The sequence below is a fragment of the Acidocella aluminiidurans genome, from assembly GCF_055383125.1.
Genome location: NZ_AP031589.1, coordinates 1,270,582 through 1,285,934, shown reverse-complemented (window position 1 = coordinate 1,285,934; position 15,353 = coordinate 1,270,582). Strand labels below are relative to the sequence as shown.

The 15,353-nt window shown below is 54.7% G+C and carries 11 protein-coding genes and 1 pseudogene; 4 read left to right on the top strand and 8 right to left on the bottom strand.

Annotated features, from left to right (window positions below):
* Positions 1 to 146: 146 nt before the first annotated feature.
* The 6 genes from ACZ46S_RS06560 to ACZ46S_RS06535 form a co-directional block, all read right to left on the bottom strand.
* Complete coding sequence (locus ACZ46S_RS06560) at positions 147 to 932, bottom strand: inositol monophosphatase family protein (RefSeq protein WP_464063829.1); 786 nt, start codon at positions 930 to 932, stop codon at positions 147 to 149.
* The gene (locus tag ACZ46S_RS06555; protein ID WP_464063828.1) at positions 929 to 1,990 is read right to left on the bottom strand and encodes an ABC transporter ATP-binding protein; all 1,062 of its coding nucleotides are present in this window, start codon (positions 1,988 to 1,990) and stop codon (positions 929 to 931) included. Before ACZ46S_RS06555 ends, ACZ46S_RS06560 begins: the two co-directional genes overlap by 4 nt.
* The gene (locus ACZ46S_RS06550; protein ID WP_464063827.1) at positions 1,990 to 2,739 is read right to left on the bottom strand and encodes an ABC transporter permease; all 750 of its coding nucleotides are present in this window, start codon (positions 2,737 to 2,739) and stop codon (positions 1,990 to 1,992) included. The genes ACZ46S_RS06555 and ACZ46S_RS06550 overlap by 1 nt, the downstream gene beginning before the upstream one ends.
* A 32-nt stretch (positions 2,740 to 2,771) precedes the next feature.
* Positions 2,772 to 3,632 (bottom strand): ABC transporter permease, encoded by an 861-nt coding sequence (locus ACZ46S_RS06545; RefSeq protein ID WP_464063826.1) that lies wholly within the window; start codon positions 3,630 to 3,632, stop codon positions 2,772 to 2,774.
* The gene (locus tag ACZ46S_RS06540) at positions 3,629 to 4,729 is read right to left on the bottom strand and encodes an ABC transporter substrate-binding protein (RefSeq protein WP_464063825.1); all 1,101 of its coding nucleotides are present in this window, start codon (positions 4,727 to 4,729) and stop codon (positions 3,629 to 3,631) included. The genes ACZ46S_RS06545 and ACZ46S_RS06540 overlap by 4 nt, the downstream gene beginning before the upstream one ends.
* A 156-nt stretch (positions 4,730 to 4,885) precedes the next feature.
* Complete coding sequence (locus ACZ46S_RS06535; protein WP_464064267.1) at positions 4,886 to 6,031, bottom strand: porin family protein; 1,146 nt, start codon at positions 6,029 to 6,031, stop codon at positions 4,886 to 4,888.
* 660 nt (positions 6,032 to 6,691) lie between these two features.
* On the opposite strand from ACZ46S_RS06535, the pseudogene ACZ46S_RS06530 reads away from it, so the two are divergent.
* A pseudogene (locus tag ACZ46S_RS06530) lies at positions 6,692 to 8,043 on the top strand (IS3 family transposase).
* A 38-nt stretch (positions 8,044 to 8,081) separates the two neighbouring features.
* Here the strand turns inward: ACZ46S_RS06530 and ACZ46S_RS06525 are convergent.
* Positions 8,082 to 10,379: a hypothetical protein gene (locus tag ACZ46S_RS06525; protein WP_464063824.1), complete on the bottom strand. Its 2,298-nt coding sequence runs from the start codon at positions 10,377 to 10,379 to the stop codon at positions 8,082 to 8,084.
* Positions 10,380 to 10,944: 565 nt separating this feature from the next.
* Between ACZ46S_RS06525 and ACZ46S_RS06520 the strand changes: the two genes are divergently transcribed.
* From ACZ46S_RS06520 to ACZ46S_RS06510, 3 genes are all read left to right on the top strand, one after another.
* Positions 10,945 to 12,177, top strand: a complete 1,233-nt coding sequence (locus ACZ46S_RS06520) for an MFS transporter (protein ID WP_464063823.1) — start codon at positions 10,945 to 10,947, stop codon at positions 12,175 to 12,177.
* An 82-nt stretch (positions 12,178 to 12,259) separates the two neighbouring features.
* A complete protein-coding gene (locus tag ACZ46S_RS06515; protein ID WP_464063822.1) occupies positions 12,260 to 13,567 on the top strand; it encodes a carbohydrate porin in 1,308 nt (435 codons plus the stop codon).
* Positions 13,564 to 14,367 (top strand): SDR family NAD(P)-dependent oxidoreductase, encoded by an 804-nt coding sequence (locus ACZ46S_RS06510; protein WP_464063821.1) that lies wholly within the window; start codon positions 13,564 to 13,566, stop codon positions 14,365 to 14,367. Before ACZ46S_RS06515 ends, ACZ46S_RS06510 begins: the two co-directional genes overlap by 4 nt.
* Here the strand turns inward: ACZ46S_RS06510 and ACZ46S_RS06505 are convergent, their stop codons facing one another.
* Entirely contained in the window at positions 14,368 to 15,249 is an 882-nt protein-coding gene (locus ACZ46S_RS06505; RefSeq protein WP_464063820.1) for a LysR family transcriptional regulator, read from the bottom strand.
* Between the last annotated feature and the right edge of the window lie 104 nt (positions 15,250 to 15,353).

The following is a 15,353-nucleotide window of genomic DNA, read 5'->3' as shown; positions in this document are numbered from 1 at the left end:
CTCAGTGGAAAAATCCGGCCTCCCCGGGTCACTTCTCAGTGGAAATCAACAATGATGAGAACTATCTCAACGCTATAGCGCTCCTTTAAGCGATAGGTCGAGCACGCCCGCCAAGCTCACCTTATTCAGAGATGTCCTAAGTTTTACTAGCAATCACTCCGAAGGATTGAAAGAGCCACGGCGCGTAAGGACGGATCTCCCAGTATGAGCACAGTTCCATCGGTTTGCGCATCAAGCCGCAATGGACGGCCGTCCCAATCGCAGATCGCCCCGCCAGCGGCTTCCACAATCGGAACAGACGCGGCCCAGTCCCAGGGCTTATGGCCGGCTTCGGCTATGATATCGATTGCGCCAAGCGCAAGCAGCCCCGCTGCATAAGCATTATCGCCCCAGGATACGCGCTTGCAGGCACAACTTAGCCGCTCGAAAGCAGCGCGCTCATCTGGCGCAAACCATTCCGGACCTGTGCAAGACAGTTCCGCCTCACCGAGCGCGGCACGCCGCCGACAGCCCGGCACGCCGCCGAACGGGCCGCTAAACTCAATCCGTCCGCCTGACGCCAACCACCTCTCACCGGTCACAGGCTGGTCAATCAGCCCCAATACAGGCACACCATCCTCGACCAAGCCAATCAGAGTTACGAAACTCGTGCGCCCCGTGATAAATTCGCGCGTCCCATCGATAGGATCGATCACCCAATTAAACCGCCCCCGCCTGTCGTCGCCGAATTCCTCGCCGATCACGCCAAAACCCGGAGTGTGCAATTCAAGCGCAACCCGCATTGCCGTCTCCACCGCCCGGTCCGCCGCGGTCACCGGACTCGCATCCGCCTTATCGTCAGCTCCCAGCCCGGCGCGAAAATATCTCCTGATCGTGGCCCTAGCCGCATCAGCCGCCGCAAGCGCCGCTTCAATCGAACCATCAGGGATCATTCTGCTGCCAGCACGCGTGGCGCCTTCTCGTCCCACCAGACTGCAACCCGGCTTCCTTGCACCACCAAACCCGCATCAGCACTCGGCATGGCAGCCGTGAGGTTAAGACCGCCATCTAATTCGATGCGGATCGAGGTCGACGCCCCGAAGAAAACCCTGGACGCAACCACGCCCTCCAGCAACGCTTGCACAGCGCCTGGCGGACAGAGCCGCACCATCTCCGGACGTAGCAGGACATGAACGTCCGCACCTCGCGGCAACCCGCGTGCTCGCGCCGCTGGAACAGGGCGTCCGCCCAATTCCACCAACCCGGCTTGCTCGTCCCACACCCTGCCGCGTAGCTCCGCCGCTGCCCCAACGAAGCGCGCCACGAACATGTTCGCGGGTTCACCATAAATCTCGGACGGCGTGCCCGCCTGAGCGATCCGTCCCTCTTGCATTACTACGACCCTGTCCGAAATCGACAGTGCCTCTTCCTGATCATGGGTAACGAATAACGTTGTGACCCCGGTTTCCTGTTGAATGCGGCGAATCTCCTCTCGTAACTGCACCCTAACTTTTGCATCGAGTGCCGAAAGTGGCTCGTCGAGCAGCAGCAGTGCCGGGCCGATCGCCAGCGCTCGCGCCAGCGCCACGCGCTGCTGCTGACCGCCCGATAGTTGGTGGGGATATTTCCGGGCATGATCGGCGAGACCAACGAGTTCCAACAGTTCCGCTGCCCGCGCCCGCTGCGTCGCCGGCGCGTCACGCCGCACCTTCAACCCAAAGCGAACATTCTCTTCCGCCGTCATATTGGGAAACAGCGAATATGCCTGGAATACCATCCCCATATTACGGCGTGCCGCCGGCAAGGCGGTAATGTTATTACCGGCGACCTCCACCATTCCGGCATCCGGCCGCTCGAAACCTGCGACAATGCGCAACAATGTCGTCTTACCGCAGCCAGAAGGACCGAGTAGCGAAACAAACTCGCCTTGTCTCAGCACGAGATTGATGCCAGGCAGCACAGTCTTGTCGCCAAACCGCTTCAGCACCCCCTCTATTTTAAGATACGACATCAGCTTGATCCTCCCATTCGCACACCACGTCCGCTGCGGCCCGAGGCCAGAACGCCGAGCATAGCCAACCAAGTAATCAAAAAACTTAACAGCGTAAGCGCGGCAGCCTGTGTCGCCGACGTTTGTCCAATATAGTTTATATAAACCGCGAATGTATTGAATAGCAGGATGTTAGCGAAAGTAAACTCTCCCATAACAATGGCTATTGTCAGTAATGCCGCACCCGACAGTGCTGTTTTTAGGTTCGGCATCACGACACGGAAAACCAAACTCCCCCAACCGGCACCGAGGCTTTGTGATGCCTCTGTCATGGTGCGAAGGTCAAGTACGCGCATTCCAAGATCAAGCGTACGATAGGTATAAGGAAGAGCAAGAATCACGTAGGGTATCACCAAGTAGTTGGGGGTGCTCACAAGCCAATTCGGACCCGTATAGAGTGCCGTCATACCGGCGACGAGCGCAATCGGAGGCACAACGAATGGAAGCACCGAGATAAAGTCAAACACCGGCCTTAGCCGCGGCGCCCTGAGATTTAGCCAGAATATTGCCGGTACCAGAACGACGAGGCCCAGCAAGATCGTCTCTACCGCCAATCGAATGGAGAGAAAAAGGCTTTGCCAAAGCTTGGGTTGGTGGAATAACCCCACATACGCCGCGAAGCCGTAGTGTGATCCCCCCTCCCACATGCTGAACATACCTGTCGCAAAAAGGGGGGCCAAGAAATACAGTCCAAGCAGTGCGAGATACATCTCTGAATGCAGTCGTCCAATTATATGCCTCATCACTGCCTCCAACGGCCAATCTGCCGTGCTGTGAGCGCATAAACGCCCATGACCGCGACCATTACCGCGATCATCCCTAGCGCCAGAGCGGCACCGGTCTGTTGTGAAACCATTACGTTTCCAGATAGAACGTTGCTAATCTCAACGGGCACTAACGCAACAATCCCAGAGGTGAGTGCATAAGGTGTCGCGTAGGCCGAGAACGCGTTTCCAAATAGCAAAATGAAAGCAGAAAGCGCCGAGGGAAATAAAATCGGCAGTCCAACATAACGCCAGTAATCAGATGCCGAAGCCCCAAGATTCTCGGCCGCTTCACGCCACTCGCGCCGCAGTGCCTCCAAAGGCGGGGTAAATACGATTATCATAAGTGGAATTTGGAAATAGGCATAGACTAGCACAAGGCCGGGAAGTGAATACAGGCTGAAGCCCAGACCATAAAGATCGACACCAACCGATTTGAGCCACATCGTAATAACACCAAGACTGCCCAAGGTCGCAATGAAAGCAAAGGCTAGTGGTACGCCAGCAAAGTTTGCAGCTACCGCGCTAAAACTGGTCACTAGTGAACGTATGCCTCGTGGCATATCCGGTCGCAGTATCAGATAGGCGCAGACACCGCCAGAGGCGGCACCAACCAGTGATGCCAGTGCTGAAAGCATGATTGAGTTGCGGAATGCTACCAGCGTCTGACCTCGCCCCAAAGCTGCGACGTACTTAAATGTCGGACCGTGCGTGCCAGAAAAAGCCTCTGCTAGTAACATGAGTGTTGGCAGCACGAGGAAGGCAATCACGTAAATGATAAGTGGCCCGACGAAGGCGAGCGTCAGCCCGCCTTCGGTGGCTTTAAAAGGAACTCTCACGACTTAACGAGCTTTGTCCAGTTGGCAGCCAGCACCTGTTGCGCCGCTTTGGTCTGCGCGTCGTTTGCGAATACCGCCTCGCCATAAGGCTTAGCTGGTGGTAGCTCCGCCATCAACGATTTCGGAATAGCACCCGCCTTCGCCATCGCCGAGAACCGTGCCGGATGGGCGAAGCCCTTGAGATAGAGAAGTTGCCCTTCATCAGAATAAATGAACTCCTGCCAAAGCTCTGCCGCCTTCGGATGCGGCGCAAACGCGCTGATCGCCTGGCAGTAGAATGCCCCATACGGCGTCGAGTCCATAGGAATGACCGTCGTAATTGGCGTCATGCCCTGTGCCTTCTTCGCCTGAGCGAGGTTGAGATAATCCCAGTTAATCACAACGGGGGTCTGACCAGAAACCAGACTAGCCGAGGTTGCCGCCGATGGGTTGAAATTGCCGCGCCTTGCAAGGTCGGCAAAGAATTCAATACCGGGCATGATGTTATCGAGAGAACCACCATTCGCCAGCGCCGCCGCTACCACGGCGGCAAACGCGGCCCCTGCCCCGAGTGGGCTACCATTCAGGGCAATCATGCCCTTGAACTCCGGCTTTTTCAGATCCGCCCATGTGTGGGGAACAACTTTAGAAACGGAACGATTGATACCAAAAGACACCAAGCCAAAATAGTCGCCGTACCAAAGCCCATTTTGATCTTTCATCGAGGCAGGAATGCTGTTCCACGTACTAACCTTGTAGGGGCGAAATAGCCCCTCCTGAGCGCCGTTCAGTGCGAAGGCAGGGCCGACATCGACCACATCTGGCCCACGCGACTGGTGCTTCAGCGAGCGGATCGACTGTAATTCCTGCGCAGAACTGTCGTCAGGAGCTTCATTATTAACTTTGATGCCGTATTTTTTTTCGAAGGTTTCAATAATTTCACCGTAATTTGCCCAGTCCGCAGGTAGCGCTATGGTATTAAGGCTTCCATCCTGCTGCGCGGCCTTGAGCAGCGTGGGAGAAGCAGCCCAGGCTATATTAGGCAGTATGCTCGTGCTGAGCCCTGCTCCGGCAAATTTAAGAAAAGTGCGGCGCGGTGTTGAGATTAGGTCATTCATGTTGTGTATCCCTTACTTCTTTATTCCTTGATCAATATCACGCTGCTGGATGCCACCGACGTGACGTTGACACATTGGCCTGCGCGTTGACCTTGCCCATACATCCAGCCGGGCTTGCACCGGCTAGATGTGAAGCTTTTGTTAAAATCAGTGGCGTTAGAATACGATGCCTGCCGAAAGAACGCTCATTACCTGGTTGCGATTAGTTCCGTTGGCGCCGAAACCACCTGGAGTCTTAACAGAAGAGGTTCCGAGATCAGTGAGATGCATTAGGCCGACTTCTCCTCGAACGAAGAGATGACCTTGAATCCAAGACGGTGTGATGCCAATCCCGACAGCTCCAGAGTTCGCGTTCAGATACCACGCCTCAGGGCCGATGTTTTTATAGTAGAACAACATGCTGCCAATCGACCACGGCGTTTTGCCAAATTGGTAATTGGTGATAACTTCAGCGCCAAAATTGCTGGTAAATTTGTCAAGCTTTAACCGATGGTTGGGCTTGGAATACACATACTGCACCTCCGGCAGAACATTCAAATTTCCGTTGGTATAGTCATAGTAGCCACCATACATGTCGGAGTTAACATAGGCAGCATTGTAGCCAGGATATCCGGTACCAGTTTTCCCCTGACCGTATGCGAAAGTGTTCGGCCCTGTGGTCCCGACATTCTGGGTACCATAAAAGGATAGCGCATTGTTATCATTTAAGGAGTAGGTCAGCAATTCTTGAAAAGTATTGAATACCCCGGAATCAAAGCCATCTCCGAACGTCAGGGTAGTGGAGAGCTTGCCATAAGTATAGTTTGCTTGCACACCGCGGCTCGATGAATTCTGAACGTAGTAGAGCGGCGAGTCGATCAGGTTAGCGTTCTTCCAGTCTGAGGACGATTCCCATCCTTCTGTCGAATAAACTTGGCCAACCGAAATATTGAAGTATGCCGTCGGCGCCCAAGTCCCGTATGCAGCATAGATCGGCCCGAGCGTAAATTCCTTTGCACTCATAGAAGAAGGGCTTATACCAAAATACAGAGAGTCGTCTGGTTTCACTTCGACAGTAAATTGAAGTGGGCCAGTGTTCTTTTGTACTTTAAGGTCAAGAACACGCGCTTCCGATCCGGTCGATTTCTTATCGCCCAAAATGCTAGTTGCCACGCCATTCGTACCGGCCCCCGAGATAGCGTAGAAAAATCCGTCGAAACCACCACTTAAACTGAGCGTTCCGAGCGGACCTGCGTCGATTTTTTGTGGCGACGGAAGAGTCATCGCAAAACTCGGCGCAGACAAGGCAGTGAACGCCACCACGCTCAAGACAGCCAAACCCTTTTGACTTACCACTCGTTTTATTATCATCATTCCACCTATTGTTAGATTTTCAAACGACATTACACAACAGCGTTCGCAGGCCTAAGCAACAAATCCTCAGGCAAACAAAAATTTTATAGTTTTAAAGTTTTATTTTTTGCTGGAACAATTTATACTGATCTCAGAACATACACATTAAGTGTATGTTATCTCGGTTATGAACTGACTTTAGTTGTGCGCTATTTCCATTTCCTCTCTTCATTTAGCCCTACATATCTTAATGCTTGTGAAGCGACGACGCCCATATAAAGGCTGCTGCAAGACAAGCCTATAGCAGAAAGACGCCCAGACGCTCCCTTAATGTGAAGATTGTGTTAAACGATTAACTAAGCCTTGTTATGATAAGGCAAAGCTATCAAAAGCTAGTATGTTATATGACAATACCATTACTGATATCTATCAGTGAACTGACTTGTCTCCGCTCGGTGAATGCCGCCTTCTGAGGTTTTGGAGGTGCCGTCCATAAGTACGTCCTTAAGGTCGTCGTTAAGGACGGGGTGGATGGAGATTATCACTGTCCCCCGTCAGCGCCCATGAGACAGATTTGGCATCTTGAGTAAGGGAGGATTTCTGGCTCATCGTAGCGACGAAGGAGCGTAGATGAGCCAGAAATCCTCGACTTCAAAGCCGCCTGCCGAGGCGGTGGTGCGTGACATTCGCCGTGCGACCCGGCGGCATTATTCGGCGGAAGATAAAATCCGCATTGTGCTGGATGGGCTGCGGGGTGAGCACAGCATCGCCGAGCTATGCCGGCGCGAGGGCATAGCCGAGAGTATGTATTATTCCTAGTCCAAGGAATTCCTTGAAGCGGGCAAGCACCGCCTGGCGGGCGATACAGCGCGGGAAGCGACCTCAGGCGAGGTAAAGGCGCTGCGCCATGAAGCCCAGGCCCTCAAGGAGGTGGTAGCCGAGCAGGCGCTCGAGCTACGCCTGCTTAAAAAAAGCATGATCGGGGCTGGGGACGGCCGCGAATGAGGTATTGCGCCACCGAGAAGCTCGAGATCATCCGCCTGGTCGAGCAATCTCACCTACCGGTGCGCCGGACGCTGGAGCAGCTCGGCATCCCCCGCCCGACATTTTATCGCTGGTACGAGCACTATCGTGCCGGCGGGCCTGAGGCGCTGGCTGACCGCCCCTCAAAGCCAGACCGCGTGTGGAACCGCATAGGCGATGACGTGCGCGATAAAATCATCAATCTGGCTTTGGACAAGCCTGAGCTCAGCCCGCGGGAGTTGGCAGTGACGTTCACGGATACAGAAAGCTATTTCGTCTCCGAAGCATCGGTCTACCGGCTGCTCAAGGCGCACGATCTGATCACCTCGCCAGCCTTCATCGTCGTCAAAGCGGCTAATGAATTCAAAACCAAAACCACGGCGCCGAACCAGCTCTGGCAGACAGACTTCACGTATTTGAAAGTCATCGGCTGGGGGTGGATGTATCTCTCAACCATCCTCGATGATTATTCGCGTTACGTGATCGCCTGGAAGCTATGCACCACCATGCAGGCCGAGGATGTCACCGACACGCTGAACCAGGCCCTCGAAGCTTCAGGCTGTGCCTCAGCTAAAGTCGCGCAAAGGCCGCGCCTGCTGTCCGATAACGGGCCGTGTTACATCGCCGACGATCTGGCCAAATGGCTCGGGCGGCGAAATATCGAGCACATCCGTGGTGCGCCGTGTCATCCGCAAACCCAGGGCAAGATCGAGCGCTGGCATCAGACGTTGAAAAACCGCATATTGCTCGAAAACTATTACCTGCCGGGTGATCTTGAACGCCAAATCGGCGCCTTCATCGAGCATTACAACCACCGCCGCTATCATGAGAGCCTCGGCAACGTTACGCCAGCCGATGCCTATCATGGCAGGGCCCAGGGCATCCTGCGTGAGCGGGAACAAATCAAGCGTCAAACCGTCCAGCAAAGACGCTTGCGCCATAACCAAATAGCCGCTTAAACTTTTAACCCAATAGGTGAGCCAAAACCTCCGTTAAATCACGCTGCCAATTGTCTCAAATCATTCGACGACGGACACCAGAACGTCCGGCCAAGTGCGTCCACGAAATCGCGGCGAGCGCCGACATAATCACCCTGCCGCAGGTTCTGAACGCCCGACACTGACGAGCGCGCAACCTGCCGAACGCCGCGGTTATACATGTGGTCGAAGAAGCCATAGAACATGGTCCAGCATTTCATCAGCTCCGAGAAGCGCCCCGTAGGCCGCTGCACGGCTGCCAGATCCAGGGCGGCACCGGAACCATGGGCGTTACGCACCGCGCGATCTGCTTCGGCAAAGGATTCTGCCGCTGACATCCCCTTATTGATCGCGCTGCGTTGAGCGGCCACCCAGGTCGGCATAGCCGAACCCATGTCGGCCATTGCCACGGGCCAAAAGCCATAATGCTGGATCGTTGAGATCCATGTGCTCTCGCCCATCATTGCCGAAAACTGTGTCCGGGCATCTCGGTCCAAGTTCTCCTGGCGGTGCCGCAGCTCGCCGGAGTTCTCCATGACCCAGGAGCGAAGCTTGGGGCCGCTGGGCCCATAGAGATCCTTGGCGGCACCCAGCAGCTCAATGCCGCCCACCTCACCGACACTGTTCACCAGGGCAGAAAAGCCATGTTTGAGCAGAGTCGAAGCACGGAAACCGATTCCAACCACGCTACCGCCGATGCGCACATGGCGAAAAATGCCGTCTATGAAGGAGAGGGCTCGGTCATCGGTGTTCGTGGCGTTGGCCGCATAGCGCAACCAATCCGTGACCAAGGCTTGATATTCAGGCCCAGATTTCTCCTTCATCAGCCGGACAATGGCGGGATGATTGAAGAATTTCACCGCATCTTGGATGGGTTCCCGGAAAGACAGATCGTGAATCTGCTGCCCAATCGCCCGACTGATATTTGACGTACCCAGGCGCAGAGGTGCGACATAGTCGGTACGGGCGATCGTGTGGCCCTTCGGGGTGGTCGCGAAGCGGTAATTCTCATCAAAAACGCCTTCGGCATTCATCCGAGCCCGCTCTGTCGGCGCGCGCACCGGGTCATAATCGATCGGGAAGTATCCCCCGGTAAGCCGCCCAGCCAGCAGGTCGCGCGGTGTATCCTCGAACCGACCCATACCCACACCGGTTACGCGGCGCTGCATGGCATCAATATCGGGAAACATCTCGCGCATGATGCCGTGGATTGCGTTCACGAAGGTAACGTCCTCTGGCCGTGCCAAGCGTGAGACGACGGCTTCGACGGCCTGCGGAGACCATTTGTAGCCCTCGAAGAGCTTTTTGAAGTTGCTGTCATTGCCCATGTTCAGCATGAGCCCGATCAGCTCGTCCCGGGTCATGCGCATCGGCCGGCCGGTGCGGAAATCCAGCAGTTCGGGCGTCTCGATCCTGGTGCGGAGGGACTTGGCCCAGCCTTTCGGCATTTGGTCCTTCAATGCGCGATAGCGCTCGGCCATCGCAGTCTGGCGGTCATCGTTGGCGTATTGGCCCTCTTTCAGCCGGTCGAGGACACGCAGAAACGGATTGCTCCGAGCGTCGGGGGCATGCTGCCCGCCATAATCCTGGAAGAGCTGTTCCATCTTGACCATGGCGCCATCCACGCGGCGGAAGAGGGAGCCGGCATTATAAACCGCAGCCTCAAGATCCTTGGCTTTGCCTGGGTTGAGACGTTCACTGACGGCCACATTAGGCAGGTGCTCCATCATGTCCTCGGCAGCATCCACCTCAGTCTGCAGATCCTCGCGGCGCCCCTGCAGCTGAATCTCGCCCTGGGTGCGCCCGACATGGAGCAGGGACGCGATTGCATCCCGTGTCGCCTCAAACTCCGAGGCGGACAGGTCGGGATAGTGCTTGCTGAAGCTGGGATCCAGCATGAAGGACGGCACCTGGATGGGATAGCCCTGATGCGCCTGGCCGGTCAGGAATTTCTCGAGGCTGCTGCCTTCCAAGGCTCGGCTGAGCTCACCTGGGTCACGCTTCACGGAAACGCCGAGGCGGTTGAGAATGCCGTGGACCTGATCCAGGAACGGCTGAGCGGTGCCGGCGCGGGCCGGGCTCTTAGCCGTGACCCTCCAGCGCTTGGTTGTGCGGTCGAAGCTGTCAGAGAGGCGCTGAGCCTCTTCTGCAAAGGCATGCGCGACCATCTGTCGCTGCTTCGCTTTCCAGGCATTCACGTGCTTGCCGGCCAACAAAGCGCGCTCCGCATCGCGTGCGGCCTTAGCCTCGTCGCGTCGATAGCGCGCCGCATTTGTCGCCTTAGCGATCGGCGTCTCGGCGAGATTATCTTTGGCCAACTGGTGGATGACGTGTGTTGAAAGCTGGGGCTGCTCAATGCCGGCCTTGCTGGCCAGGGACCGCAGTTCAGTTGCTATTGTAACTTAAACCAAACAGCCTCCGCCAAAACCAGGGCGGTTCAGGTGCAATCGCTATCTCTAATCTCGTAGGTTCCGTGCGGTAATATCTTATGCGGCTACCACAGACCAAGGAATGCTAGCGCATACGGTGGCGTTTGTAGAGATAGTAAAACAAAGCATATGATTCGATTGCATCAAATGTTCGGCCCATTACAATCTGATTGATAGAATATGAATTTTCGGGACTATAGTGCCAGAAGAATAATCAAGAGCCTTTTGGAGAGTAACATGTCCGAGACCGCAGAGGTTTAGGTAAAGTATCAAGAAGTCCATTCGGGGCAAAATAAAGCGTTATAATTGAATTGATTAACCTTGTCCCCGGAGACTGAATAGAACTTCTCTAAGCTGCTTCGTGCAACGGTGTTCCGCCTCTTTGCGTTCGGTGAAAGCGTGCTTCTGGGATTACGATAACAAGTTATGGCGCGAAGCGCCCAATAGGGGAACTATGTCCAATATACCAAAGCGGGCTGTTTATCGGCAGCCAGGAAATCTTCAGGGAATCTTGCTCGTCTCATTAGGCTTGCTTTCGACCATGGCGGTGGTGCTGCTGGCGCCAGCCGTGCCCCCAATGATGCAGGCTTTTGCCGGGGTACACGGTGCTCAGCAGCTCGTGGTGTTTTCCTTGACGTGTCCGGCTTTGTGCGTCGCCTTGCTGTCGCCATTCGCAGGTATGATTATCGATAGGATTGGCCGGCGTAAGTTGCTGATTGGCAGCCTGATCGCTTATCCTGTATTTGGAACTGCACCGCTTTATCTTTCGAACCTCACGGATATTATCATCAGCCGACTGGGGGTTGGTGTTGCCGAGACGGTTTTGATGTCGGCGTCCATCACGATGTTGGGTGATTTCTTCAGTGATCTCGACCGCGAGAAATTCCTTGCAATGAATACAGGCATTGCCTCGCTTTCCGCTACAGCTTTTTTTGCGATTGGCGGTGCGCTGGCCAGCCATGACTGGCGTATGCCCTATGCGGTTTACGCCCTCGCTGTGGTGTTTTTGTTGGCTGTTCTGGCCTTCACCTGGGAGCCGGAGCGGCATCATTCTCGCCAAGAGTTGGATGAGGTGGTCATGGCTTCTGGATCTTTGCCGATCTTTCGTCTACTGGCAATCTGCGTAGTGACGATTGCTGGTGGCATTGTCTTTATGTTGCCGCAGATTGAAATCGGTGTGATTTCCTCGGCACACGGTTTTAAGTCGCCAGCGACGGCGGGTATGATCGGCGCTATTGGGTCAGTGGCGATGCCTGGGGGGGCGTTCACGTTCAACCAGCTGCGTAAACGCAGAGTAAAGGTACAGTCGCTTGTTGTGCTGGCTTTTATTTTGGGCGGTGCCGGGTTGATTATAATGGCGGCGATGTCGACTTTGCCGCTGCTCACGCTGGGTATGATTATTCACGAGTTCGGCTGCGGTTTCATGTTGACCGGGTTGATGACCTGGGTGCTTGGTTTGCTGACCTATGAATATCGGGGCAAAGGAACGGGGGCGTATTTTTCATCCTTTTTCATCGCACAACCGATTTCCGGCTTTTTGTTTGGGGTCGTTCAGCAAGCCCTGGGAGGGAATCCTCTGGCTGCTTTCTATGCGTTCGGTGGAACTGCAATCCTTGTGGCGTTGTTGCTGGCGATTGTTCAGGGCATGGTGTCAGCAGGCCATAGCAAAGTAGTCAATACGATATAATAATAACCAATAATCAAGATGGCAGCTGTGCCTGTATAGGGCAGGAATCAATACGCCCGCACGGCTGCGTCAGAACAGGAAAATGAACAAGATGAAAAAACTTATTCTCGCAACAACCTTTTTTGTCGGCGTTGCGGGTTTGGCATCAGCGCAAACCTCCAGTGGTCCCTTAAGTGGCATCAGCAAAACACTGAACGATGCCGGGTTTTATCCGAATGCTACTTTTGTTCAGCTTGGTATCGCATCGCCCGATCAGGGGCAAGAAACCGGTGCCAGTGAGTTCATCTCCATTTTAGATATGGGGGCGGATCTCGATCTTGGCAAGATGATAGGCTTAAAAGGAACATCTATACATTTTCAGGAGATGGTGATTCCGAAGATCACCAATCTGAATTATGGCAATCAGGTCGGTGACGTGATCGGGGGCAATCCGGGGCCGTATATACCCTGGACAGCGCATCTGCAGCGCTTTACACTGGAGCAAAAATTCCTGAACGATAAGGCTTTTATTGAAGGTGGCCGCAGCAATGCGGGCGATTACTTCGCGCTGGCGACATGCGGCCAGCAATTTGCCTGCATTTCTTCTACCACGATGATTCAGAAAAACGCCGGGTTTGCACCGCCGCCTTATGCGAACTGGAGCGCGCGAGCCGGGTATAATTTTACCCCCGCATGGCGTGTCCAAGGCGGGTTTTGGAAATATGATCCGGCCTTTCCATTCTCAAATGGCTGGGAATCCTATCATTACGGCGTCCCGTCGGGAAATGTCTATCTTGCTGATGTAAGCTATCGTACGAACCCCCAGAATTCCCTTTATCCAAGCGCGTATGAAGCAATGTTTTACCGTAATACGTTGAGTCAGTCTGACCCCTTGACGGGGCAGGTGACGGATGGAAATACTGGCATATTTCTGAGTGCAAAGCAGACTTTTTGGCGTAGAAACCAGAATCCTCTCTCAACATCGCTTTCTGCGTTTGTGGCCGATGTCACAGAGTTCAACAGCAAAACGGGCGATGGCTTGCGGGATAATCTCGATGCGGGCTTGACGGTACAGGGGCTGTTTCCCAGCCGACCATTCGATAGTTATGGGTTGAAGTTCACCTGGGTCCGGCTGACATCCGACGAGCAGGCTTACCTGCAGAAAGCTCAATTTTCGTCAACAGGCAGCCCTTATACGGTTGGACCCAATGAATATGGCTTTGGTACGGATGCCACGTTTGTGCTGACACCGAGCCTTATTTTCCAGCCCTATGCGACTTATATCTTAAATTCGAGCGCCTGGGCATCCCCCACCTCCACGCACAAGCCGCATGACGGGTTCAATGTAGGTTTCACGTTTGTGGCGTTGATTGGTCAAATGGCCGGTTTCGGGCATTATAACTATCCATGAACCAAGTAAAACAACATAAGCCTCTTGAGCGTGGAACCAGGCTGGCGGGCAAGCGTGTGATCGTAACGGGACTCGGTGGCGGAATTGGCCGGGCCTGCGCGCTGCTTTTCTTGATGCAGGGGGCAGAGGTGGCGGGGTGTGACATTTCCTCCGAAGCGGCGAAAGCGCTCTTGGAGGAGGCTAGACGCCAGAACCTCACTTTGCATTGTATGTATCCGCATGATCTTGTTGCGCCGGGCGGGGCCGAGGAGCTCGTGGCTTTTGCCCGCGCGCAGATGGGTGGGGTGGATATTGTTGTAAACGCCGCGGCTTTCGCGGCCTTTGCATGGTTGCATGAGATGGATTATGCAGCGCAATGGCAATTCACCCTCCGCGGCGAATTGGATGTTGTGTTTCTTTTATGCAAGGCGGTTTGGCCGGCACTGGTCGCCGCAGGCGGAGGGGCGGTGATCAACTTCGCTTCTGCCAATGCTGTGATGGCTCTGCCGGGATCGCCCGCCTTGGCCCATTGCGCGGGTAAGGCGGGGGTGCTTGGTATGACAAGACAACTCGCCATGGAAGGTGCGTTGCATAACATACGAGTCAACGCGATTTCACCGGCGTTGATCGAAACGCCCGCCACGCGCGCTCATATGGCGCAGGATCCGGGGTTTAAAGATCAGGCTGTAGCCAAGGCAATGTTGAAGCGAATTGGACAGCCAGAGGATATTGCGTGGGCGGCGCTTTATTTGGCAAGCGATGAAGCCAGTTGGGTCACCGCTGCCAATCTGGCGGTCGATGGCGGTTCCACGGCTTGGTAATCAGACAGGCTGAATGGTTTTAAGTTGCTCACGCAACCAGCGATGCCCCGCATCGCTGTTGTTGAAGTGATTCCATTGCATCACCAGGCATAAGCCCGGTGTTTCGAATTCAGGCGTGAGCAGTCGCAAAGGCAACAGGCGCGCGTAAATTTGCGCCAGCCGGCGATGCATGGTGGCGATGTATTCCGTACCCAGGATCATCATAGGTTGAGCATTGAAGGTTGAGCTCGTAGCGACAATTTGGCGCTTGATACCATGAGCGGATAGAAACCATTCCTCAAAGGAGGGGACACGCTGCTCTCCCATGCGGACCGAGATGTGCTTGGCCGCGACATAGTCGTTAAAGCTGATCCGGGGGCCGGTATGACGGCTTTTTTCCCAGGCCACGCAAACATAGTCTTCCTCAAATAAGGTTTCAGCCGGATAGTTCGGGCTGGCATTGCGCTCAGGATAGAGGGCGATATCCACCTCACCGCGTTCAAGTTTGGCAAGGTTGTTGTTTCCAAGCTCGATGATATCCAACGAAATGCCTGGTGCCACGCGCGATAGGTGTTGCAGAAGCGGGGCCAGGAACACGGTTGCCGAATAATCTGAGGCATTAAATACGAAATGACGCTGCGCGGTTGCAGGCTCAAAGGCGGCCTTGCTGGTCAATGTGGATTGTGAACGCAGGAGAATATCGCGCACAGGTTCGCGCAGGGATTCTGCAAGGGGAGTGAGTTCCATGCGGCGTCCGATCTGGACAAGAAGATCATCCTTAAAGTGCTCGCGCAGCCGGCCGAGGGCGCTGGATGTGGCGGAAGCGCCGATGCATAGGCGTTCGCTGGCCTTGGTAACGCTCTTCAAGTCTAGAAGAGCATCCAGGACCACGAACAAATTCATATCAAAATGACCGAGCCGCATACCTTATTTTGCCTCAGCTGTTGATTTCGTCAATTCTTTAGTTTGAAATATTCTGATTTCCAGTAATGTCTGCCTAAGGCTTA